Annotated in this window: 24 protein-coding genes and 1 tRNA gene; 18 read left to right on the forward strand and 7 right to left on the reverse strand. The window is 60.1% G+C overall.

All coding sequences use genetic code 11. The features are described 5' to 3' along the window. The first annotated feature begins 112 nt into the window (after positions 1-112). Together JZX87_RS22180 and JZX87_RS22185 are read left to right on the forward strand one after the other, a co-directional pair. A complete protein-coding gene (locus tag JZX87_RS22180) occupies positions 113-1,522 on the forward strand; it encodes a lipopolysaccharide biosynthesis protein (protein WP_206828175.1) in 1,410 nt (469 codons plus the stop codon). Positions 1,523-1,524: 2 nt separating this feature from the next. After that, on the forward strand, positions 1,525-2,790 hold the full coding sequence (locus JZX87_RS22185; RefSeq protein WP_206828071.1) for a GNAT family N-acetyltransferase: 1,266 nt from the start codon (positions 1,525-1,527) through the stop codon (positions 2,788-2,790). Positions 2,791-2,861: 71 nt separating this feature from the next. Here JZX87_RS22185 and JZX87_RS22190 read toward each other — a convergent pair whose 3' ends face one another. Further along, positions 2,862-3,629 carry a hypothetical protein gene (locus JZX87_RS22190; protein ID WP_206828073.1) on the reverse strand — a complete coding sequence of 256 codons (768 nt, stop codon included), beginning with the start codon at positions 3,627-3,629 and terminating at the stop codon, positions 2,862-2,864. A 231-nt stretch (positions 3,630-3,860) separates the two neighbouring features. Here JZX87_RS22190 and JZX87_RS22195 point away from each other — a divergent pair. The 4 genes from JZX87_RS22195 to JZX87_RS22210 all read left to right on the forward strand — a co-directional run bounded on the left by JZX87_RS22195 (position 3,861) and on the right by JZX87_RS22210 (position 5,645). Next, positions 3,861-3,945, forward strand: a tRNA-Leu gene (locus JZX87_RS22195). 186 nt (positions 3,946-4,131) lie between these two features. After that, the gene (locus JZX87_RS22200; RefSeq protein WP_206828074.1) at positions 4,132-4,413 is read left to right on the forward strand and encodes a hypothetical protein; all 282 of its coding nucleotides are present in this window, start codon (positions 4,132-4,134) and stop codon (positions 4,411-4,413) included. A gap of 123 nt (positions 4,414-4,536) precedes the next feature. Continuing rightward, positions 4,537-4,878, forward strand: coding sequence for a hypothetical protein (locus JZX87_RS22205; RefSeq protein ID WP_286194999.1), 342 nt, complete (start codon positions 4,537-4,539; stop codon positions 4,876-4,878). A 251-nt stretch (positions 4,879-5,129) separates the two neighbouring features. Next, positions 5,130-5,645 carry a disulfide bond formation protein B gene (locus tag JZX87_RS22210; RefSeq protein ID WP_206828076.1) on the forward strand — a complete coding sequence of 172 codons (516 nt, stop codon included), beginning with the start codon at positions 5,130-5,132 and terminating at the stop codon, positions 5,643-5,645. Positions 5,646-5,678: 33 nt separating this feature from the next. Here the strand turns inward: JZX87_RS22210 and JZX87_RS22215 are convergent, their stop codons facing one another. Both JZX87_RS22215 and JZX87_RS22220 read right to left on the reverse strand, forming a co-directional pair. Next, entirely contained in the window at positions 5,679-6,236 is a 558-nt protein-coding gene (locus JZX87_RS22215; RefSeq protein WP_148148246.1) for an HNH endonuclease, read from the reverse strand. 99 nt (positions 6,237-6,335) lie between these two features. Continuing rightward, complete coding sequence (locus JZX87_RS22220; protein ID WP_206828077.1) at positions 6,336-6,992, reverse strand: DNA-3-methyladenine glycosylase family protein; 657 nt, start codon at positions 6,990-6,992, stop codon at positions 6,336-6,338. A 195-nt stretch (positions 6,993-7,187) separates the two neighbouring features. On the opposite strand from JZX87_RS22220, the gene gluQRS reads away from it, so the two are divergent. Beyond that, positions 7,188-8,069, forward strand: coding sequence for a tRNA glutamyl-Q(34) synthetase GluQRS (gene gluQRS, locus JZX87_RS22225; RefSeq protein WP_206828078.1), 882 nt, complete (start codon positions 7,188-7,190; stop codon positions 8,067-8,069). Here gluQRS and JZX87_RS22230 read toward each other — a convergent pair. Continuing rightward, positions 7,998-8,960, reverse strand: a complete 963-nt coding sequence (locus JZX87_RS22230) for a YihY/virulence factor BrkB family protein (RefSeq protein ID WP_286195008.1) — start codon at positions 8,958-8,960, stop codon at positions 7,998-8,000. The genes gluQRS and JZX87_RS22230 overlap by 72 nt on opposite strands. Positions 8,961-9,054: 94 nt before the next feature. On the opposite strand from JZX87_RS22230, the gene JZX87_RS22235 reads away from it, so the two are divergent. The 7 genes from JZX87_RS22235 to JZX87_RS22265 all read left to right on the forward strand — a co-directional run bounded on the left by JZX87_RS22235 (position 9,055) and on the right by JZX87_RS22265 (position 14,348). Beyond that, complete coding sequence (locus JZX87_RS22235) at positions 9,055-9,888, forward strand: SDR family oxidoreductase (RefSeq protein ID WP_206828079.1); 834 nt, start codon at positions 9,055-9,057, stop codon at positions 9,886-9,888. Between the two features lie 20 nt (positions 9,889-9,908). Further along, positions 9,909-10,112 (forward strand): twin transmembrane helix small protein, encoded by a 204-nt coding sequence (locus tag JZX87_RS22240; protein WP_183828216.1) that lies wholly within the window; start codon positions 9,909-9,911, stop codon positions 10,110-10,112. 12 nt (positions 10,113-10,124) lie between these two features. Next, positions 10,125-10,697 (forward strand): cob(I)yrinic acid a,c-diamide adenosyltransferase, encoded by a 573-nt coding sequence (locus tag JZX87_RS22245; protein WP_206828080.1) that lies wholly within the window; start codon positions 10,125-10,127, stop codon positions 10,695-10,697. Between the two features lie 22 nt (positions 10,698-10,719). Next, positions 10,720-11,466, forward strand: a complete 747-nt coding sequence (locus JZX87_RS22250) for a rhomboid family intramembrane serine protease (RefSeq protein WP_206828082.1) — start codon at positions 10,720-10,722, stop codon at positions 11,464-11,466. 139 nt (positions 11,467-11,605) lie between these two features. Continuing rightward, the gene (locus JZX87_RS22255) at positions 11,606-12,352 is read left to right on the forward strand and encodes an electron transfer flavoprotein subunit beta/FixA family protein (RefSeq protein ID WP_206828084.1); all 747 of its coding nucleotides are present in this window, start codon (positions 11,606-11,608) and stop codon (positions 12,350-12,352) included. Positions 12,353-12,377: 25 nt separating this feature from the next. Then, positions 12,378-13,307 carry an electron transfer flavoprotein subunit alpha/FixB family protein gene (locus JZX87_RS22260; RefSeq protein ID WP_206828087.1) on the forward strand — a complete coding sequence of 310 codons (930 nt, stop codon included), beginning with the start codon at positions 12,378-12,380 and terminating at the stop codon, positions 13,305-13,307. 165 nt (positions 13,308-13,472) lie between these two features. Next, on the forward strand, positions 13,473-14,348 hold the full coding sequence (locus JZX87_RS22265; RefSeq protein ID WP_148148236.1) for a 3-hydroxybutyryl-CoA dehydrogenase: 876 nt from the start codon (positions 13,473-13,475) through the stop codon (positions 14,346-14,348). 332 nt (positions 14,349-14,680) lie between these two features. On the opposite strand, the gene tlpA is transcribed toward JZX87_RS22265, so the two are convergent. Then, positions 14,681-15,349, reverse strand: coding sequence for a thiol:disulfide interchange protein TlpA (tlpA, locus tag JZX87_RS22270; RefSeq protein WP_206828089.1), 669 nt, complete (start codon positions 15,347-15,349; stop codon positions 14,681-14,683). 26 nt (positions 15,350-15,375) lie between these two features. Here tlpA and argH point away from each other — a divergent pair, with 26 nt between their 5' ends. The 4 genes from argH to JZX87_RS22290 all read left to right on the forward strand — a co-directional run bounded on the left by argH (position 15,376) and on the right by JZX87_RS22290 (position 21,245). Continuing rightward, positions 15,376-16,776 (forward strand): argininosuccinate lyase, encoded by a 1,401-nt coding sequence (gene argH, locus JZX87_RS22275; protein WP_206828091.1) that lies wholly within the window; start codon positions 15,376-15,378, stop codon positions 16,774-16,776. 101 nt (positions 16,777-16,877) lie between these two features. After that, positions 16,878-17,075: a hypothetical protein gene (locus tag JZX87_RS22280; protein ID WP_148148233.1), complete on the forward strand. Its 198-nt coding sequence runs from the start codon at positions 16,878-16,880 to the stop codon at positions 17,073-17,075. 15 nt (positions 17,076-17,090) lie between these two features. Then, positions 17,091-18,359 carry a diaminopimelate decarboxylase gene (lysA, locus tag JZX87_RS22285; RefSeq protein ID WP_206828093.1) on the forward strand — a complete coding sequence of 423 codons (1,269 nt, stop codon included), beginning with the start codon at positions 17,091-17,093 and terminating at the stop codon, positions 18,357-18,359. 156 nt (positions 18,360-18,515) lie between these two features. Continuing rightward, positions 18,516-21,245: a TIGR02302 family protein gene (locus JZX87_RS22290; protein ID WP_206828095.1), complete on the forward strand. Its 2,730-nt coding sequence runs from the start codon at positions 18,516-18,518 to the stop codon at positions 21,243-21,245. A gap of 218 nt (positions 21,246-21,463) precedes the next feature. On the opposite strand, the gene JZX87_RS22295 is transcribed toward JZX87_RS22290, so the two are convergent. Together JZX87_RS22295 and hpt are read right to left on the reverse strand one after the other, a co-directional pair. Then, positions 21,464-21,841, reverse strand: a complete 378-nt coding sequence (locus tag JZX87_RS22295; RefSeq protein ID WP_148148230.1) for a response regulator — start codon at positions 21,839-21,841, stop codon at positions 21,464-21,466. Between the two features lie 150 nt (positions 21,842-21,991). Next, positions 21,992-22,534: a hypoxanthine phosphoribosyltransferase gene (hpt, locus tag JZX87_RS22300; protein ID WP_183994937.1), complete on the reverse strand. Its 543-nt coding sequence runs from the start codon at positions 22,532-22,534 to the stop codon at positions 21,992-21,994. Positions 22,535-22,562: the final 28 nt, after the last annotated feature.

Consider the following 22,562-nt stretch of genomic DNA (forward strand, 5'->3'; position numbering starts at 1 on the left):
TTGAGGCCAACGGCATCCATCAGTCTATCGTCGCTGCCAACCGTTTCTTAACCGCGACCTGCCATGCTTTTCATCAGTATTTGTGCGGCATAACGAGTATCCCTTGCCCTTCATGGCGGTTATCGAAACAGCGGAAAAACTGCTTCCGCCGGGCTTGCGCGCCCGGATCGTACCGCTGATCGCAAAAATCGGCACCGCACTGACGGACAACAGCGAAACGGCGAAGGCCCAGCGGCAGGCCCTGACGGCTTTCGCTATTCGCATCGCCTCGGCCGCAATCGCTTTTCTCTCCCAAATCGCTCTCGCACGGCTGATGGGGGAGTTCGAATACGGTCTCTACGCCTTCGTCTGGGTGATCGTGATCCTGACCGGCAATCTCTCCTGCCTCGGCTTCCACACCTCGATCATCCGCTTCTACCATCAGCATCTTGCAAGCGGCGAAACCGCGATATTGCGCGGGCTGAACGTGGCATCCTGCCTTGTTGCATTTCTGACGGCAACGCTGGTCGGCACACTGGGCTTTGCCTTCCTGGCCGTGTTCGGCAACGATATCGCCTCCTATTATCTCGTTCCGATCGGCATTGCGCTTTTCATCATCCCGATGATCGCGCTCGGCGATATTCTCGACGGCATGGCAAGGGCGCGCGGCTGGACCGTTTCGGCACTGGCGCCGACCTTCATTCTGAGACCGATCCTCATCCTCGTCTTCATGGCGACTGCGGAATTCATCGACGCACCGCATGATGCGACGACTGCAATGGGAGCGGCACTCGCCGCGACCTATGTCACCACGCTTGCCCATCTCGTGCAGCTCGCCGCGCTGATCCGCAAGGAGAAAAGCGAGGCGCCGCGCCAATATCAGTTGGGCACCTGGATGAGATATTCGCTACCGCTCTTTCTCGTTGACGGGATCAGTTTTCTGCTGACCAATGCCGATGTGGTCGTGGTCGGCCTTTACCTCCCGCCCGATCAGGTCGGCATCTATTTCGCCGCAGCAAAAACGATCGTGCTGGTGCAATTCGTCTATTTCTCGGTCAAGGCTGCAGCCGCACCGCGTTTCTCAGCCATCATTGCCGCCGCAGACCATGATGCGCTTGCCGATTTCGCAGCCCGGTCGACACGCTGGACCTTCTGGCCGTCGCTCATTATCGGCCTTTGCGCCCTCGCCGCCGGCGAGATGCTTCTGTCCCTCTTCGGCCCGAACTTTACCGACGGCTATGGGCTGATGGCCATCCTTTTTGCCGGCATCCTGGCCAAGGCATCCATCGGTCCTGCAGAAGTCCTGCTTACTATGGCCGGACACCAGAAACTCTGCGTTGGAGTTTATGCTGCAACCCTGATTGCTGCAGTAATCCTGTATTCTGTGATGATCCCGCTATTCGGCTTGACTGGAGCAGCCGTTGCGGCTGCTACTGCAATCATGATCGAATCCCTGCTGCTTCATCTGACAGTCCGCCGTACGCTCGGCATCACGCTGTTTGCCTTTGCACGCAAACCTCTTGCCGGTTTGGGAGCGAATTGACCATGCAATTCCCACCACCGGGCATCGAAAATACGAAGGGGCAAGCGGCTCTGGGACAGGATAGACAGGAATTGCCCGAAGCCGATCTCAAACTGCCTGTCGGCCGGGCCGGACGCGAATTCTCGCTCTATCCCGCAACCCTTGGCTATGAGCTGCAGGAAGAGCTGGAGTTCCTGTCGCATCGGGCGATGGAACCCAACATCTTTTTCTCCGCCCGCCTTCTGGCTCCTGCCATGCCGCGTGTGGAAGACAAGCAGGTGCGTTTCGCGCTGATCCGCGATGACAACGGCATGCGCTCGCGCCTGCGCCTGCTGATGCCCTTTACCGTCGAGCGGCCAGGCTTTTCGGTCGGCGCTCCGATCATCCGTACCTGGGCCAATCCCTTTGGGCCGCTTGGAACTCCACTGCTGGACACAGAGGATGCCGCCGAGACGATCGACAACCTGTTCGAAGTTCTGACCCAGCCCCAGACCAAACTGCCATCGGTTCTGGTTCTGCCGGATATTCGCCTTAACGGTCGCTTCGCTCAATTGGCGAAGGCCGTCGCGATCGCCCGCGATCTTTCAGTCGCCACGACCGACACGTTCCGGCGCCCGATGCTGGAAAGCTATCTCGACGGTGAAAGCTACCTGAAGCAATCCGTATCGGCCCATCATTATCGCGAGATGCGCCGCCAATGGCGCAACCTGGAAAAGCTTGGCACCCTGACCTACAACGTTGCCCGCCAGCCGGAAGAGGTGCGCCTACGGATGGAGGAATTCCTCGCCCTAGAAGCGAAAGGCTGGAAGGGCAAAAAGCGGTCAGCGCTGATCAACGACCGTTATCGTGCGGCCTTCGCCCGCGAAGCGATAACCAACCTCGCCGAAATCGACGCGGTGCGCATTCACACGGTCGATCTCGATGGCCGCGCGATCGCCTCGATCATCGTTTTCATCATGGCCGGTGAGGCATATACTTGGAAAACCGCCTATGACGAGAGTTTGGGCCGCCATTCGCCCGGCAAGTTGCTGATCATGAAGCTGACGGACTGGCATCTGGACGATGCCAACATCCTGCGAACCGACAGCTGCGCCGTGCCCGATCATCCGATCATGAGCCGCATGTGGGAACAACGCGATGAGATGGGAAGCCTCGTCATCGGCCTGACACGCAATAGCGACCGTGATGTCCGGCAGGTCGCAACCCAGCTCCATCTCTATAGAAACACCCGCAATATAGCTCGTATCCTGCGCGAAAAGATCCTGAATCTGGCCGGCCGTGATACGTGACCAGAAATCTGTCGTGGATGCAGCACACTCAAGGGGCCGGCGTGTCAGCCAGCCCCGAGGAACCGTGGCCACTAACGCGACGCGGTCATGCGCAAGATGCGGCAGAGCTGGACGAGCGCCGGATCATAAGCGCCGACCGAGACATCCACGCACCGCTTCAACAGCTTCTGCCTTTCGCTCGGCGACATGGCGTTGAAGGCAGCCCGCTGAGGACCGGTCAATCCGCCTCCGGCTCCACCACCACCCGTTCCCGGACCTGTACCCGGCCCTGTTCCGGGCGTGCCGCCGCCGACCCCGACTCCGACATCCACACCGACACCAGTCGTGCCTCCGATACCGAGCCCGACAGTCGCGTCGATACCGCCGGTGCCGCCGATCGATGCGGTCGTTCTGGCATTGATGCCGTTCGACGTGCTGGCGCCGACCCGCGCATTCACCCCGTCGCGGCCTCCCACGGATGCGGCAACCCCGGCATTCAGCCCACGTGAACCGTTGACGTTTGCACCGGCATTGACACCACGGCTTCCTCCGACCGAGGCATTGGCGCTCGCCACGCTGGAATTTCGTCCGATGCCCGCACCGGCATTCGCACCATTGCGACCACCGACGGATGCCCCGACACCGACACCGCCGGATCTGCCGCCGACGCTGGCTCCGGCATTCACGCCATCACGCCCTCCCACCGACGCGCCCACACCGAGCCCGCCATTGCTGCTTCTGCCAACGCTGGCGCTGACGCCCCGATCACCCCCGATGGATAATCCCTGAGCATAGACCGGCGTCAGCCCGGACGCCGTGATACATGTGGACATCAATGCCGAAACAAATAGTTTTTTCATGATACTCTCCTCCTTGAGGGTCTGCCTGCAGAACCCACGGATTCGAATTCCAATCGCCGCCATTAGTTTCAGATTATTCTAATATAAGGCCTGCGAATATTAACGGTTTATGACGACGCCGCTTCGCGCCTCGCGTTCTTCCGGGAAGCGGATCGTTGCGGATCATATTTGAAGAACTTGCGCCTTGCATCTTCGTGGCCGCGCATGGTAAGCGCGTTCCACATCTACTGTGCCCCGTTGGCGGAATTGGTAGACGCGCCTGACTCAAAATCAGGTTCCGAGAGGAGTGCTGGTTCGATTCCGGCACGGGGCACCATATTATCCGAAATAGACAGATCAATTGTCAGTTTGCGCGATTAAAGCCGTGCAGATATCTCCCCGCATTTGCCTTAGGATGCCCTGCCGTGAGACAATATCCGGCATGCATCTTCAAGCTCCCCGTTGCGATGCACGTAAATCTTCCTAAATGACTGGGCATCGAGGAAAAATGGAGAAGAACTAGATGAGCGCCGAATTCGGCCCCTACGTCCAGATGTGCACCCTTGCTCAGCAAATGGCTGTCCAATATCAGAAAGACACCAACCTCGCCTTGGCGCCTTTTCTGAAACATTTCATGGATGAGGTCGAAGTGAACGTGGCTGCCGATAGTTTCAATCATCTCGGATTCATGCAGAAGATCCGCGAGCCGGTCGAATTGGGAGCGGAAAAGGCGTCCGACGCACGACGCAAGGAGTTTCTTCAGGCTCTTGCAACTGCTCTGCATGAGCGCATCCAAAAACACTGAGCAAAAGCCAGCCACGACTGAACCTTTCGGGCTGAACAATCAGGCTTACGAGATTTGAACCTGCCCCCCACCCTGGCACCTCTCGCCAGCCGTTCATGCGATGGTTGCACGCTTTGTTGCCGATTGCCCGATATCGATGACCTCGACAAGCCTGCAGATCAATGGTGCAGGCACTGCATCGCCGGGCGGGGCTGTTCCATCTATGTGGATCGCCCGAAACTCTGTCGTGATTTCCTTTGCCGCTGGATGCTCGACGAAGGCCTCGGTGACGAGTGGGATCCGTCGAAATCCCACATGATGGTCTACGGACAGGGGCAGCAGATCACAGTCCTGGCCGATCCTGATCGACCCGACCTATGGCGACGTGAGCCGTATATGTCACAGCTCAAGAACTGGGCGGCAAGCACGGCGCCGACGGGCGGATATGTGATCGTGTTCTGGCGAGACGAAGTGGTGAAGATCTGAAGACACGTCGTCCGGGCCGCTGACACGATGACGCGCGGCCATAGCGAGCCTTTGCAGTTCTCGCGTCTCCCGTTAGCATTCCGAAAGACGAGAAGGCCGATCACGACAATTTGCCGAAGGCAGAGTGTTACGCTGACATGTCCACCGGTTTACAGACTGGCGGATTGTGCTCTACAGCTTCGGCCCAATTTGACCCAATCGGCACAATATCGAACGGCAGCGTTCGATGGCGATTATGAAGGAGATGCGCAATGGCGCTGGCAGGTTCCACCACAAGGTTCAGCACGGGAGTAGCTTATGCCGGCTTCCTGACCCTTGCCATGGCCGCAACAGTCGGCAGCGCTCTGGGCTTCGAACATATCGGCGGCTACATTCCCTGCGCTCTCTGCCTGCTTGAGCGAGACCCTTACTATTTCGGCATTCCGATCGGGATTCTTGCGGTTGGTTCGGCAGCTTTCGGCCTGCCCTCCTGGATTACCCGTTCGCTTCTGATCGTCATCGGCATCATGATGCTGGTCGGCGCCGGCATGGGTGTCTACCACTCGGGCGTCGAATGGGGTTTCTGGCCCGGCCCTTCTGCCTGCGGTGGCAGCACAGCGATCACCACCAATGCCGGCAATCTGCTCGGCGACCTGAACACGGTTCACGGCCCGTCCTGCGCCGACGCTGCCCTTCGCGTGCTCGGCCTATCCTTTGCCGGCTGGAACGTCGTCGCCAGCATCTTCCTCGCAGCCGTTGCCTTCATCGGCGCAAAAAAGGCCGCTTAAGCGGCCTTCGTGCGATCAGATCGACTGGTGTAATCAGGGCTGTAGCTCAGTATCCCAGTAGAGATAGTCCATCCAGCTTTCATGAAGATAGTTCGGCGGAAACAGCCGGCCGTTGTTATGAAGATCCTGCACGCTCGGTGCATAGGGTTTCTGGTGCGGGATCATACCGGCCTGTTTCGGCAATTTGCTGCCCTTGCGCAGATTGCAAGGGGAACAGGCCGCCACGACATTCTCCCAAGTCGTCTCGCCGCCATGGGCACGGGGAATGACGTGATCGAAGGTCAGTTCGTCATCCGCGCCGCAATACTGGCATTCGAACTTGTCGCGCAGGAACACGTTGAACCGCGTAAAGGCCGGGTTACGGGTCGGCTGCACGTAGGTCTTGAGGCTGACGACGCTAGGCAGCTTCATCGAGAAGCTGGGCGAGCAGACCGAATGGTCGTATTCGGCGATGATGTTGACACGGTCAAGGAAGACCGCCTTGATCGCGTCCTGCCAGGACCACAACGACAAGGGATAGTAACTCAGCGGCCGGTAGTCAGCGTTCAACACGAGCGCCGGCAAGGCCTGCGGGGAGACTGCAATCGTCAAGTGACGCTCCTACCCGATTCGGCATCTATCTCCTCTATATTAGGTCCGTTGTTACAGGATTGTGAAGCCCTATAAATGCAGCGGGATACTTCCCCGCATTTATACGATGGGCAAAGCCTCGCGACGCATCGTCGCAGCGTAATAGGCCCAGAAAAGTCTGGCTGCGATCGACCGGTAAGGCGCCCATGACCGGGCGACTTCGGCGAGTTCTTTTGCCGCCGGCCGCTGCTCCATTGCGAAGGCACGAGCGACGGATGTCTGCAGCGCCACGTCGCCGCCGGGAAAGACATCCGCATGGCCGGCGCAGAACATCAGATAGACTTCCGCCGTCCACGGCCCGATGCCGGGGAGAAGCACAAGCTGCCGAAGCGCCGCCTCGCCCTCGATCACGCAGATCGCATCCAGATCGATCGCACCGGTGAGCACAGCTTCGGAAAGTTTCCGCAGGGTCGAGGCTTTGGCACGCGAAAGGCCGAATGTGGCAATAATCTCGGGATCAAGCGCGGCATAGGCTTGCGCCGTGACCGGGCCTACCGCCTCGATCCGCCGCCAGATCGCATCCGCACTTGCCCGCGACACCATTTGCGAGACGATGATCGAGGCGAGACCGGCAAAGCCGGGCGCAGCAAGCCTGAGTGGCAGCGGGCCGGCAATCTCGGCAATCGGGACAAGGCGAGGGTCGAGTTGCAGGAGCTGATTGAGTCCGGCTTCGATATCGACGTCGTTGCGGATGATACTGATCTGGTTTTCTCGCATAACGCTTTCATGCTTGTGTCTGGATCCTCGGGTCAAGCCCGAGGATGACGAAGGAAAGGTTTGCATGATAGGTGCCAGGAGACACCTTTCAGCAAGCTCTCAGGGTGCTATGTGGTAAAAACGTCTCCACAGGCTCGTCATCCTCGGGCTTGACCCGAGGTTCAAGACGCAAGCAAGCCCGAACGCAAGCAATCAATGCCGAACTCACCGCCAGAAAAACCCGTCTATCGTTTCGCCCCCAGCCCGAATGGCTTTCTCCATCTCGGCCATGCGCTTTCGGCGTTTCTGAACCACGACATGGCGAAGGCGAGTGGTGGGCGGTTTCTGCTGCGCATCGAAGACATAGACCTGACGCGCTGTACAGCCGAATTCGAGGAGATGATCTATCGCGATCTCACCTGGCTCGGTCTCGACTGGGAAATGCCGGTGCGCCGCCAGTCAGAGCATTTCGATGTCTACCGGGACGCGCTCGACAGATTGCGGAGCATGGGCCTCGTCTATCCCACATTCCTCACCCGCGGCGACGTGAAGGCGCACGTTACGGCATATGAAACAGATGGAAAAAACTGGCCGCGCGATCCCGATGGCTCGCCGCTTTATCCTGATGACGACAGACTGCGCAACGAGGCGGAACGGGCGCACCTTATCGCCAAGGGGATCAAACACGCGTGGCGAATGGATGTGATGAAAGCGATGGCCCTGGTCGGCAAACAACTTTCATGGCAGGAAACCGGCACCGGCCACCCCGAGACAATCCCGGCTGATCCGACGATCTGGGGTGATGTGATCCTGTCACGCTCGGATGCCCCGTCGAGCTATCATCTGTCGGTCGCGATCGACGATGCGTTGCAGGGAATTACCCATGTGGTGCGGGGCGCAGATCTCTATACGGCTACCGCCATCCACCGGTTGCTGCAGGAACTGCTCTGCCTGCCCGAGCCGGTCTATCATCACCATCAGTTGATTGTCGGCAGCGACGGGCGAAAACTGTCGAAAAGCGAAGGCTCAACCGGAATTGCGGCTCTTCGTGACGAGGGCCTCCTGCCCGGCGACATTCGCCGCATCGTCGGGCTCTGAGCGGCCGGCGCGCTTTGCCTTGCGCTTCTTGTTCACCTGATTGACCACCGAATAGATCTTGTATTTCAGGATAGCCGCATTGAGTTCGGCCCCCAGCATGAAGATCACGCCGACCATATAGAGGAAGACGAGCACGATCATAATCGAAGCCAGACCCGCATAGGTGGCCGCGTAATTGGCAAAACTCGACAGGTAATAGGCGAAACCGAAACCGAAGATCGTCCAGATGACGATGGTCAAAACGACGCCCGGAAGCACATCGATGATCCGGCGGTCCCCAGCCGGCAACCATTTGTGCGAAAAGAGCAGGCCAAGCATCAGAAGCAGGCCGGTGCCGACGAGGCCCCAATTGGCAAGCGCGTTGAGATCGCTCATCAGCCAAGGGAATTTCGTCTCGGCAAACCGCTGCGCCACCGGCACTGCCAGAAGCACGATGCTGATCACCGCAAAGATGATCACCGCGACGATGACGTAACCTAGGCTGGCAAGGCGCGTCACATACCATGCCCGCGTTTCGGTCACCCGATAGGCACGGTTGAGCGAGATGCGCAGCGCCTCCACCCCGTTGGAGGCGAAATAGGCGGCTGCAAGCACCGAGACCGTAAGGAGCCCGCCACGCGGCATGTCGATTACCCGCTGGATTTCCGATGCGATCGGATTGGCGATATCGGCCGGCCAGGCATCGAACATCAGATGGATCGCCGTTTCCGAAAATCCGCCCGCACCGAGAAAACCGGCAAGTGCAGTGCCGAAGATCAGGAACGGGAACAGCGCCAGCAGGCCGGAAAGTGCCACATGGCTCGCCATCGCCCAGCCGTCATCCTCCGTGAAATGCCAATAGGCATCCCACAAGACCTTGAAGGCCAATCGGTGCCATCGCGGCCGGCGCATCTCTTCCTGCAAGGTCAACTCCGTTGTGACTTCTCGCGAAATATGGGAGGAACACTCCCGCTTGTACAGGTGAGTATCGAGGATAAGCCCCCAAATGACTGCAGGAAGAACGATCATCGTCACCGGCTGTTCCTCCGGTATCGGCGCTTATGCGGCAAGGGCATTGAAGGCGGAAGGCTGGCGCGTTTTCGCAACGGCGCGAAAGACGGAGGATCTGGCCGCACTCGAAGCCGACGGCATCGAGGCTCTTATCCTCGACTATACCAAGCAAGATACGATCGACGGGTTGGTGGAAACCGTGACGACCCGCACCGGCGGAAAGATCGACGCGCTGTTCAACAACGGCGCCTATGGCCAGCCGGGAGCGGTGGAGGACCTGACGACGGACGTGTTGCGCGTCCAGTTCGAGACCAATCTTTTCGGCTGGCATGAACTGACCCGCCAGGTCATTCCCCTCATGCGGGCTCAGGGGCGCGGCCGCATCGTTAACTGCTCCTCGATCCTCGGTCTCCTGCCCTATCGTTATCGCGGGGCTTACACGGCATCGAAATATGCGCTCGAAGGACTGACGCTGACCCTGCGCATGGAACTGGCCGGCAGCGGCATCGAGGTGAGCCTGATCGAACCTGGCCCGATCGCCACCCGTTTCACCGCCAATGCACTCGCCAAGATCAGCGAGAATATCGATCTGACCGGCTCCGTCCATGCCGCCGATTATGCGCGCCAGTTGAAACGCCTTGATGGCAGTGGCCCCGTCAACCGCCACAAGCTTGGTCCCGAAGCTGTTTACAAGGTGCTCGATCATGCCTTGAACGCGCCTCGTCCAAAGCCGCATTATCTGGTAACCAGACCTGCAAAGCAGGGTGCGTTGCTGAAGAAATTGCTCCCGGCTCAGCTCTTCTACACGCTGATGCGCCGTATCGACTGACAACTGACGGGAGGCAGGACATGTCGAGTTTCACCACCTTTCTGACCCTGATCGTGATGGGCCTCGTCGTGCTCGTCCTGATCCGCGGGCTGATCAACATGCTGAAAGGTACAGACGCCAACCGCTCCAACAAGCTGATGCAACTGCGCGTCATCCTGCAGGCGGTGGCGATTGCGCTGATCATGCTGACGCTTTGGATCACCGGCGGGGGAAGGCCGAGCTAAGGAAAAGGAAACATGGTCAAGCTGAACAAGATCTACACCCGCACCGGCGACAAAGGCACGACCGGGCTTGTCTCTGGTCCGCGCCGCGAAAAATTCGACCTGCGGGTGGAAGCTTACGGCACGGTTGACGAAACCAATTCGGCGGTCGGCCTCGCCCGGCTTCACACCATCGGCCTCGACGAACTCGACGTCATGCTCGTCCGCATCCAGAACGATCTCTTCGATCTCGGCTCGGACCTTGCAACACCCGACACCGGAGAGGAGTTGAGCTGCGAGCCGCTGCGGATCATCGAGGCGCAAGCGGAGCGGCTGGAGCGGGAGATTGACGCCCTGAACGGCGAACTCGATCCGTTGAAATCCTTCGTGCTGCCCGGCGGCACGGCAGCGGCCGCACATCTGCACATGGCACGCACGATCGCAAGGCGCGCCGAACGGCTGATGGTCGAGCTGTCGCGGCAGGAAAAGGTCGGCGACGCAGCGCTGAAATACATCAACCGCCTCTCCGATTTCCTCTTCGTCGCCGCCCGCTTTGCAAATGATCGCGGACAGGCTGACATTTTGTGGGTACCCGGCAAACACCGCTAAACGCCGCTCCAGGAGGTCGCGCATGTTCGTCCCGCTGCATGACACGAACGAACTGAAATATATCCGCGTCCAATGGGTCACGATCAGCCTGATCGTGTTGAATGTGCTGGCATGGCTGTTCACCACACTCGCTCCGGTGGAACAAGCGGAGCGTGCGTCACTGGTCTTGGGCTTCATCCCTGCCCTGATCTTCGACCACGCGGTTCTCGATCCATCACTGGTCCTGGTGCCGGAAGATATGACCTTCCTGACCTACGCCTTCCTGCATATCGATTTCTGGCATCTCGCCCCCAACATGCTTTTCCTTTGGGTCTTTGGCGATAATGTCGAGGATGCGCTGGGCCATTTCCGCTTCCTGATCTTCTATCTTCTCTGTGCCGCAGCGGGAGCCGCACTCCATGGTTTCGTTACCCCTCAATCGGAAGGCCCGCTGATCGGTGCATCGGGTGCGATTTCCGGCGTGGTTGCCGCTTATTTTCTGCTGCATCCGCGGGTACGGGTGTGGGTCCTCGTGCTCTTTCGTATTCCCCTGCCGCTTCCCGCCTTCATTCCGCTGGCGCTCTGGATTGCCCAGCAATTCGTCATGCTGGGGCTGAACATGGATGACGCCGTGTCATGGGGAGCGCATGTGGGCGGCATCATCGCCGGCGCGCTTCTGGTTCTCGTCATGCGCCGTCCTGGGGTTCCGCTCTTCGACCGACAGATCGTCACCCCTCGCGCCGTACATCACAAACAGAGCGTTCCGCAGGTACCGGCACGCGTCGAATAGGGATATGAGAAATGCGCAAGTGTCGGCATGGAAACGGCGTTGTAATCGGGTGAAAAATGCGTATCCATGTCGCCCACTGACACATGAGGAGATGGCAAATGTCGCATTTTGCCGTCGGAGATAGTCAAGGAAGGACCCCATGAAGATCCTGGTGCCTGTTAAGCGAGTCGTCGATTACAACGTGAAAATCCGCGTCAAACCGGATGGCACGGGCGTTGAACTCGCCAATGTGAAAATGTCGATGAACCCGTTCGACGAAATCTCCGTCGAAGAGGCTCTGCGACTGAAGGAAGCAGGCAAGGCGGAAGAAGTGGTGGTCGTGTCAATCGGACCGGCCAAGGCGGAAGAAACGCTGCGCACGGCGCTCGCCATGGGTGCCGACCGCGCCATCCTGATCGAGACAGAGGATCAGGTCGAGCCGCTCGCAGTTGCCAAGATCCTGAAGGGCGTCGTCGATGCCGAAGCGCCCGGCCTTATCATCGTCGGCAAGCAGGCGATCGATGACGATTCGAACCAGACCGGCCAGATGCTGGCAGCCCTTCTCGGCTCCGCGCAGGCCACCTTCGCATCGAAGATCGAGATCGCCGGCGACAAGGCAACCGTGACCCGCGAAGTCGATGGCGGCTCGCAGACGATCGAAGTGAAGCTTCCGGCCGTCGTCACCACCGATCTGCGTTTGAACGAGCCGCGTTACGCGTCGCTGCCCAACATCATGAAGGCGAAGAAGAAGCCACTCGACAAGAAGTCGCCTGCCGACTTCGGCGTCGATACCGCGCCGCGCCTGAAGGTTCTGAAGACCGAAGAGCCGGGCGGCCGCAAGGCTGGCGTCAAGGTGGCAAGCGTCGAAGAGCTGGTCTCCAGCCTCAAGACCGCCGGCGTGATCTGAGAACGGAAGACAGGAGACAACAATCATGACCATTCTTCTTTTGGCAGAAAACGATGCTTCCGGCCTGTCCGACCAGACTGCAAAGGCACTGACGGCAGCATCCCAGATCGGCGGCGACGTGCATGTCCTGGTCGCCGGCGCAGGTGCAAAGGCTGCTGCAGACGCGGCCGCCAAGCTTTCCGGCGTCTCCAGGGTTCTCGTGGCCGACGATGCAAGCCTCGCCAACAATCTCGCGGAACCGCTGGCCGACCTGATCGTATCGCTTAGCGCTTCCTATGACGTGATCGTCGGACCGGCCACGACCTCCGCCAAGAACGTCCTGCCGCGCGTTGCAGCTTTGCTCGACGTTATGCAGATCTCGGAAATCGTCGAGGTCGTCTCGGCTGACACGTTCAAGCGCCCGATCTATGCTGGCAACGCCATCCAGACCGTCCAGTCCACCGATGCCAAGAAGGTCATCACCGTGCGTACGGCATCGTTTGCCGCAGCAGGCGAAGGCGGTTCGGCAGCGGTTGAAACCGTTTCGGCTGCCGGAAATCCGGGTGTATCGAGCTTCGTCTCCGACGCACTCGCCTCCTCCGAACGCCCTGAACTGACCTCGGCCAAGGTGATAATCTCGGGCGGTCGCGCGCTCGGATCTTCGGAAAAGTTCCAGGAGGTCATCCTTCCGGTCGCCGATAAGCTGGGTGCCGCCGTTGGCGCATCACGCGCCGCGGTCGATGCCGGTTACGCCCCGAACGACTGGCAGGTCGGCCAGACCGGCAAGGTCGTCGCTCCCGATCTCTATATCGCGGTCGGCATTTCCGGTGCGATCCAGCACCTCGCCGGCATGAAGGATTCGAAGGTCATCGTCGCCATCAACAAGGACGAGGAAGCCCCGATCTTCCAGGTCGCAGACTACGGCCTCGTCGGCGATCTGTTCGACATCCTGCCGAAGCTCGAAAAGGCGCTCTGACAGACGAGCCGCCTTCGCGGCAGCGAAAAAAGCTGGCAAAATGATGGCCAGGCGAATAGAAAATGCCGGACCGCTACACGTGGCCCGGCATTTTTTAAATAAGAATTTTCAAATAAAAAGCGTGCACCACAAGTGCGCCCAAGCCCAAGGGATGGAGTAAGCGTTATGGCCTTCCAGAATATCGGCATCATCGGCGCAGGTCAGATGGGCTGCGGCATCGCGCATGTTTCCTCCCTCGCAGGCTACAGGGTGCAGATCTACGATCTGGACCCGGACCGGATCCAGGCAGCACTTGCAACGATCAACGGCACGCTCGCCCGCCTCGTCGCCGGCGAGAAGATAACCGATGAGGAACGCAACGCGGCGCTCTCCAAAATCTCCGGCTCCGCCGACGTGAATGATCTGGCGCCGATGGACATCGTCATCGAGGCGGCAACCGAGGATGAAAGCGTCAAGCGCAAGATCTACGCACATGTCTGCCCTGTCCTGAAACCCGAGGCGCTGCTCGCCACCAACACGTCGTCGCTCTCCATCACCCGCCTTGCATCGGCAACCGACCGCCCGGAACGGTTCATGGGCATTCACTTCATGAACCCGGTGCCGGTGATGAAGCTGGTCGAGCTGGTGCGCGGCATCGCCACCGACGAGCCGACCTTCAGGGCCGCCAAGGAATATGTCGCCTCGCTGGACAAGACCGTCACCGTCTCCGAGGATTTCCCGGCCTTCATCGTCAACCGCATCCTTCTGCCGATGATCAACGAAGCGATCTACACCCTTTATGAAGGCGTGGGGTCGGTAGACGCGATCGACACAGCCATGAAACTCGGCGCCAACCATCCCATGGGGCCGCTGCAGCTCGCGGATTTCATCGGTCTCGATACCTGCCTGTCGATCATGCAGGTTCTTTATGATGGCCTGGCTGACAGCAAATACCGCCCCTGCCCGCTTCTGGTGAAATATGTCGAAGCCGGTTGGCTCGGCCGCAAATCCGGCCGCGGGTTCTATGATTATCGCGGCGAGGTTCCGGTTCCGACGCGATAAGACGGCTTCCGGAGGTCTTGCTTGTAAGAAATTACGCGACAGACTATATTGCGGAGTGAGAGGCGAGCTATTGCCCACCTCTCTGGTTTATTTATCGGAATGTGACCCGCACGCTTGCCTGCCAGCTCGTGCGGGTTTTCCGTAAGATAAACGTGATGCTAAATGGCATTGGCCACATAGTTCACTCTCCGGTTGGATGACGAGGCCTTCGCCCGGTCGAAGTGGCCTATCCTCTCCGATACGCCTGGCAGCGCGCGTCTGCTTCCACCATCACAACTTTCGAGAGAATATCGAAAAGCATGCTGCCGTCCATCAGCAATAATGCCGTGCAGCTAACTTCCCTTCGCCGCCGTGATCAGCGCCTTGGCATCCTCGCTGTCCCATTCGGCGGGGCCGTTCATGGCGCCGATCAGGCAGCCTTTTTTGTCGAGGATCAGGGTGGCCGGCAGGCCGAAGGCGAGGCCTTCCTTTTTCACCGCATTGAACACGCCCATCGAGCTGTCGCTGTAGAAGGCGAGCTTGTCGATCTTGTAGTCCTGATAAAAATTCTTCGGTTTCTGGTCGCTGCCGGTATCGATATTAACGGCCACAACCTCGAAATCACTCCCGCCCATCGTGCTCTGCAAGGCGTTGAGCGCCGGCATTTCTTCCCGGCAGGGCACGCACCATGTCGCCCAGAGGTTGAGCAGCACCGTCTTGCCGGCCAGATCGGCCACCGTCATATCCTTGCCTTCCGGCCCCTTGAACGCCAGTTGCAGCGGGCGCGGCGGTTGGGCCGCCGCCATCGCAGCCACCTCACCCTTGGAGAAAGCGGAAACCGATTTCGCCAGTTCGGCAGCACCCTCGCATTGCCCGGCTGACGCCGTCGTCAGGCCATCCATGCCATTGCCAGACCCCATGCTCCTCACGTATACCGCCACGGCGCCGGCGGTAATCCCGAGAACGGCGGCAATCATGATCAATCGGGCGGATGGGAGACCAAGCGGTCTTTTGGATGCCATTTCTTAACTCCAGGACTTAAAGCATCATGGCCGATACGAAGGACGCGACCTCTTCCAATCAGATGTGGGGCGGACGCTTCGCTTCCGGGCCGGACGCGATCATGGAGGAGATAAATGCCTCGATCGGTTTCGACAAGAAGCTCTACGCCCAGGACATCCGCGGTTCGATCGCCCACGCAACCATGCTGGCCGAAAAAGGCATTATTTCGCGTGAAGATAAAGACAAGATCGTCGAAGGTCTGAACACGATCCTGTCAGAGATCGAGAGCGGCAAGTTCGAGTTTTCTAGGCAGCTCGAAGACATCCACATGAATATCGAGGCACGGCTGGCGACCCTGATCGGCCCCGCCGCCGGTCGCCTGCACACCGCCCGTTCGCGCAACGACCAGGTGGCGCTCGATTTCCGGCTATGGGTGAAGGAAGAACTTGCCAAGACGGAAAACATGCTGACCGCGCTGATCGCCGCCTTCCTTGACCGCGCGGAAGAACATGCAGACACCGTCATGCCGGGCTTCACCCACCTGCAGACCGCCCAGCCGGTCACATTCGGCCATCACTGCATGGCCTATGTCGAAATGTTCGGCCGTGACCGCGCCCGCGTGCGCCACGCGATCGACCACCTGGACGAAAGCCCGATCGGCGCGGCTGCCCTTGCCGGCACCGGTTTCCCGATCGACCGCCACATGACCGCCAAGGCACTTGGTTTCCGCGAGCCGACCCGCAACTCGATCGACACCGTGTCGGACCGCGATTTCGCCCTGGAATTCCTCTCCGTCGCGGCGATCTGCGCCATGCACCTGTCGCGTCTCGCCGAAGAGATCGTCATCTGGTCGACCCCGCAATTCGGCTTCGTGCGCCTGTCGGATGCGTTTTCGACCGGCTCGTCGATCATGCCGCAGAAGAAGAACCCGGATGCCGCCGAACTGGTGCGCGCCAAGACCGGTCGTATCAACGGCTCGCTGGTGGCGCTCTTGACCATCATGAAGGGCCTGCCGCTCGCCTATTCCAAGGACATGCAGGAAGACAAGGAACAGGTGTTCGACGCCGCCGAAAACCTGGAACTGGCAATTGCCGCCATGACCGGCATGATGCGCGACATGACGATCCGCGTCGACCGCATGCGCGCCGCCGCCGGCTCCGGTTATTCCACCGCCACCGATCTGGCCGACTGGCTGGTGCGCGAGGCGGGCCTGCCCTTCCGCGACGCCCATCACGCCACCGGCCATGCCGTGGCACTGGCAGAGAAGAAAGGCTGTGAACTGGCTGAACTCTCGCTTGAGGAGCTGCAGGCGATCAACCCGGCAATCACCGAAAAGGTCTTCGACGTCCTGACGGTCGATGCCTCCGTCGCCAGCCGCCAGAGTTTTGGCGGTACCGCGCCATCCGAGGTGCGGAAACAGATCGCTTACTGGCGCGGGCGCAATTGAACCCATATCAATTGATCGCCGATTGATACGGAAATGAACTGCACAAAAGGCTGGAACTTCGTTATGAAAGTTCCGCCTGTCCGTGCCGGAGAAAGAAGAGAATGTCCAAGTCGCTGATGAATACCGCCCGCGTCGCCCTGGTGCTCGGCCTTGCCGGCATCATTACCGTTGGCTGCGGCCGCAAAGGCGAGCTGGACCGCCCAAGCACGCCCGTGGAACAGCAGAATGTCCGCAAATCGGACGCTGCAAAAAAAGACCCGGTCGCTGAGCGCCCCTTCATCCTCGACAAGCTTCTGTAATTTCCGAGACCTGACGTGAACCATTTCCAGTATATCGACGGCGTGCTGCACGCCGAAAACGTCGACATTCGCGACATCGCCAAGGCTGTCGGAACCCCGTTCTACGTCTATTCGACGGCAACGCTGGAACGCCATTACAAGGTCTTCGCCGCAGCGTTTTCCGATGTCGACACCATGGTCTGCTACGCCATGAAGGCCAATTCCAACCAGGCCGTGTTGAAGACACTCGGCCGCCTTGGCGCCGGTGTCGATGTCGTTTCGGGCGGCGAACTGCGCCGCGCGCTGGCGGCCGGCATTCCGGCCAACCGCATCATGTTTTCCGGCGTCGGCAAAACGGTCGGCGAAATGGACCTCGCGCTGGAAGCCGGCATCTACTGTTTCAACGTCGAATCCGAACCGGAACTGGAAGTCCTCAACCTTCGCGCAGTCAAGGCCGGGAAAAAGGCGCATGTCTCCTTCCGCATCAACCCGGATGTGGATGCGGGAACGCATGCCAAGATCTCGACCGGCAAGAAGGAAAACAAGTTCGGCATCGCCTATGAACGCGCCCGCGCCGTCTATGCCCATGCGGCAACGCTTCCCGGCATCGAAGTTACCGGCATCGACATGCATATCGGCAGCCAGATCACCGAGCTTGCGCCCTTCGAGCACGCTTTCCGTCTGCTGCGCGAACTGGTCGACACGCTGCGCGGCGATGGCCACCGGATCGACCATGTCGATATCGGCGGCGGTCTCGGTATTCCTTACAAGGACGACAACACGCCTCCCCCGCTGCCGGACGCCTATGCAGATACGGTCAAGCGCCAGTTGCGCTCGCTTAACTGCAAGATCGTTACCGAACCGGGCCGCCTGATCGTCGGCAATGCCGGCATTCTGGTGACCGAGGTCATCTACGTGAAGGACGGCGGCGAAAAGACATTCGTCATCGTCGACGGTGCGATGAACGACCTGATCCGTCCGACGCTTTATGAAGCCTACCACATGATCCGCCCGGTCGTCGTGCCGGCAACCGATGCACCGCGCATCCGGGGCGATATCGTCGGACCGGTCTGCGAGACCGGCGACTATCTGGCGCTCGATCGCGAGATGGCCGAACCGAAGCCGGGCGACCTGATCGCAGTCGCATCTGCCGGAGCCTATGGCGCCGTGCAGGCCGGAACCTACAATTCGCGCCTTCTCGTGCCGGAAGTTCTGGTCAAGGGCTCGGAGTTCCACGTCATCCGCCCGCGCGGGACCTATGATGAGCTTATCGGGCTTGATTCCGTTCCAGCCTGGCTCAGCTGAGGGCGGATAAACGCCCGGATGCGCATTTGACGTGACATTCACAATTGCGGGAAACTGCCTAAAATATGAGGGCTGGCCCACGCCTGCCCTCGTCTTCGCCACAAAGACTGTTATCTTAGGAGCTTGTTTGCGCCGCCACGATCGGAGACGGACCGCATGAGCTTTACCCGCAAAGGTGCTTTTGAGACCCATCCCGCGCTTGCCCGCAAGGTGGCCCTGAAGCGTTCCTTCGCGCGTATCGTCCTGTTTTTCGAGCGTCTTTTGCCGCGGGCGCTTGCGCCGGCCGGCATCGTTGCCCTGTTTTTCTCCGCATCGTGGTTCGGCATTTTCCGCCTGTCGCCGGATTGGCTGCGCTGGGTCCTGATCACCGCGTTTCTTTTCACGCTGATCGCAACACTCCTGCCCTTGGCGCGGATTCGTTGGCCAAGCGCCAATGAAGCGGACCGTCTGCTGGAGGATCGCAACAATCTTCCGCACCAGCCGGTCGGCGTGCAGGAAGACGAGCCAGCCTTTGAGACACCCCTATCCCGCGCCCTGTGGAAGGAACACCAGATCCGCATGGCGAAGCGGATCGCAGCGCTCGATGCAGGCCTGCCGCAGCCGGATATCGCCAAGCACGACCGTTTCGGCCTGCGCGCCATCCCGGCGCTTGTCTTTACCGTTGCGCTTGCCTTCTCCTATTCCAACCGCGGCGGCAGCCTGGGCGATGCCTTTATCCCCGCACCTCCGGCACCCAGCATCAATCCCGACCTGCGCATCGATGCGTGGCTGACCCCGCCTTCCTATACCGGGCGCGCACCGGTGTTCCTGACCGGCCAGCAGGCGCAGAACAATAACGGCAACGTGTCGATACCGCAGAACTCCGCCCTGACGGTCCGCGTCACCGGTGGTGAGGGCGAAGAGGCGGTGGTATTCACCACAACCGCCAACAAGCAGGATGTGACGCTCCAGACGGAAGAGGCTAAGGCCGCGGCGAAAAAGGCTGCCGAGCAGGCCCAGAATGACGCTAATGCTCCAGTCGACCAGACCGCGAGGCCTCAGCCGCAGGCAGCACCGGCAAACGGCAACCAGCCGCTCGCACCGCGCACCTATGCCATGGCAATTAATGAAAGCGGCAATCTTACCGTCAACGGCCAGAACTGGATATTCAACGTCATCCCCGATCGCCCGCCGGAAATCGCCTTCGAGGGCCAGCCGAAGCGCTCGGTCAATGGTGCGTTGGAAATCGGCTTCAAGGCCAAGGACGATTACGGCATTCGCGAAGCCCATGCGCTGATCGAGCCTGCAGGTCCACAGGATCCGGCAGCCACGCCTCTCTATCCGTTGCCGGAATACCGGCTCGATTTGCCCCGCCAGACAAAAGGCCAGGAGATTAAGGGCCTCACCAGCCGCAGCTTGATCGAACATCCGCTGGCCGGAAAGCGCGTTCGCGTGACGCTGGTCGCAACCGACGGCGCCGGCCAGACGGGGCGCAGCCCGGTGCATGAAATGATCCTTCCCAGCCGCGGTTTCTCCGAGCCTCTCGCCGCAGCCGTTGCCGAACAGCGGCAGGTCTTCGCGCTCGATACGCGCCAGATGCCGAAGGCGATCGAGCTCAACGAAGCCCTGACCATTCGCCCGGACGAGACAATTCCGAACCTCAGCCATTTTCTTCTGATCGAATCTGCGCGTGGACGCATGAAGCTCGCCCGCAACGAGGAGCAGCTGAAGGAAACCGCCGACTATCTGTGGGAAATCGCACTCGGCATCGAGGATGGCGATCTGTCGATGGCAGAGCGTCGCCTGCGTGATGCGCAGCGCAATCTTTCGGAAGCCCTGCAGAACGGGGCAAACGATCAGGAGATCGCCCGCCTCATGCAGGAAATGCGCGAGGCGATGCAGCAATACATGAACGAACTGGCCCAACGCATGCAGAACGCCCCGCGGGCGCAGCAGAACATGCAGGCGCAGAACGTCATCCGCCAGCGCGACCTGCAGAACATGATGGACCAGATCGAAAACCTGGCCCGTTCCGGCAATCGCGATGCCGCCCAGCAGATGCTGAACGAATTGCAGCGGATGATGAACAACCTGCAGGCCGGACGCCCGCAGCGCGGCCAGCAGGGCCAGCAGCAGCAGAACAGCCAGATGCGCCAGCAGATCGACAAGCTCGGCGAGATCATGCAGGAACAGCAACGGCTGATGGATCAGACCTTCAAGCTGGATCAGGCGCTGCGCGACCGCATGCAGCGCGGCGACCCCGACAATCAGGGTGAAGGCGAACAGCAGCAGTCGCAGCAGGGCCAACAGCAACAGGGGCAACAAGGCCAAGGGCAGCAGGGGCAAGGCCAGCAAGGGCAGCAGAACACCGACCAGATGACTGCCGAACAGTTGCGCGAGGCGCTGAAGAACCTGCGCGCGCAGCAGGAAGGCCTCGGCAAGAAGCTTGGCGAATTGCAACAGGGCCTTAAGGGTCTAGGCATGCAGCCCGGCGAAGGCTTCGGCCAGGCAGAGCGCGAAATGGGCAATGCAGGCAAGGCTCTGGGTCAGGGTCAGGGCGAACAGGCTGTGCAGGGACAGGGCAATGCGCTCAATGCCCTACGCCAGGGCGCTCAAAACATGATGCAGCAGATGATGCAGGCCATGCAGGGCCAGCAAGGGCAGCAGGGCGAGCAGAATGGCGAGGGCGAAGGCATGGCCAACCAGGGCGGCCAGAACGGCCGCGATCCCCTCGGCCGCCCACGCGCCACGTCAGGCCCGGATTTCGGCGATCAGGTGAAGGTCCCCGACGAGATCGACGTGCAGCGGGCGCGAGAAATTCTCGACGCCATTCGCGAGAAGCTTGGTGGTGCGCTCTCGGGCGATGCGGAGCGGCAATATCTGGAGCGGTTGCTGGAGATCAGGTGAGGGTAAAAAAAGCAAAGGCGGCGCGAGCATTGCCCCTCATCCGCCTGCCGGCTCCTTCTCCCTGTCATGGCGGGGAAAGGAGCGGCGACCTCTCAATCCATCTCCAGCGTCAAACGGCACGTCCCCTCTCCCCGCTTTCGGGGGGCCGAAAGACGGGTGAGACCCGTGGCTAGCCCTGGTATGGGCTAGGGTCAGTGGCAGCTTATCTCAGATAGATTTCAGGCAGCCTGTGACGACACACCCGCAAGCGCTCTTGCCACCGCCTTGCGGATATCCGGCAGCGCAAACGGCTTCGGCACGACATCAACGATCTTGCTGGCGAGATCGTCAGCGCGTTCCCGCTGCTCGGCATAACCGGTCATCAGCAGGATTTTCATCTCCGGAAAGCGGGCGGAAGCCTGGTGGGCGAGTTCGATCCCGTCCATCACAGGCATGCGGATATCGGAGAGAAGCAGATCGTATGAGCCCTCGTCGAGCTTCTCGAGCCCTTCGGCCCCATCACCGGCTTCAAAGGTCTCGTGACCGTCAAGACGCAGCGCGCGTGCGACGAAGCGGCGGAGAGATTCCTCGTCTTCGGTAATAAGGATTCTGGCCATAGCGATCATCGCTCCCTGTGTTTCAATTCGGGAGCAAATGACCAGACTTTCCTTTTCGAGGAGTAAACGGAGCCCCTGCGGAGGCTCCAGATGGTTAACGCCTTGCGACCGCCGGGATGCGATTTCTTACCTCCCGACGCCCGTCCAGCATCAGGCATCGCCGGTAACGACGCCGACGAAAGGCAGTTCGCGGAAGGCATAGGCTGCATCCATGCCGTAGCCGACGACGAAATAGTCGGGGCATTCGAAACCGACGTAATCGGCTTCCAGCTCTTCCTTGCGCTTGACGCTCTTGTCCAAAAGCACGGCGATCGTCACGTTGCGCGCGCCGCGCTCATAGAGCAGTTCCTTGGCGAATTTCAGCGTGCGACCGGATTCGAGGATATCGTCGATCAGAAGCACATCGCGGCCATGCACGTCGCTGTCGATATCCTTGACGATGCGGACACCCTGCGACACCGTGCCCGTGCCGTAGCTCGACAATGTGATGAATTCAACTTCCGGGGCAAGGCCCGTCTCATGCAGCGAGCGCAGAAGGTCGGCCGCGAAAATGAACGATCCCTTGAGGATGGCGATGACCAGCAGGTCCTTGGTCGGACCCTTGGCGATCTCGGCCGCGATGGCATGATTGCGCTCAGCAATCTGCTCGGCGGAAAATAGCGGTTCGATCTGCTTGCCGCGCACGACTGGCATGAGGCTCTCCTGCGTGTCTCTCAAAGAC

Origin of the sequence: Agrobacterium sp. Ap1, from assembly GCF_017313375.1 — a bacterium.
Lineage (GTDB): Bacteria > Pseudomonadota > Alphaproteobacteria > Rhizobiales > Rhizobiaceae > Neorhizobium > Neorhizobium cellulosilyticum.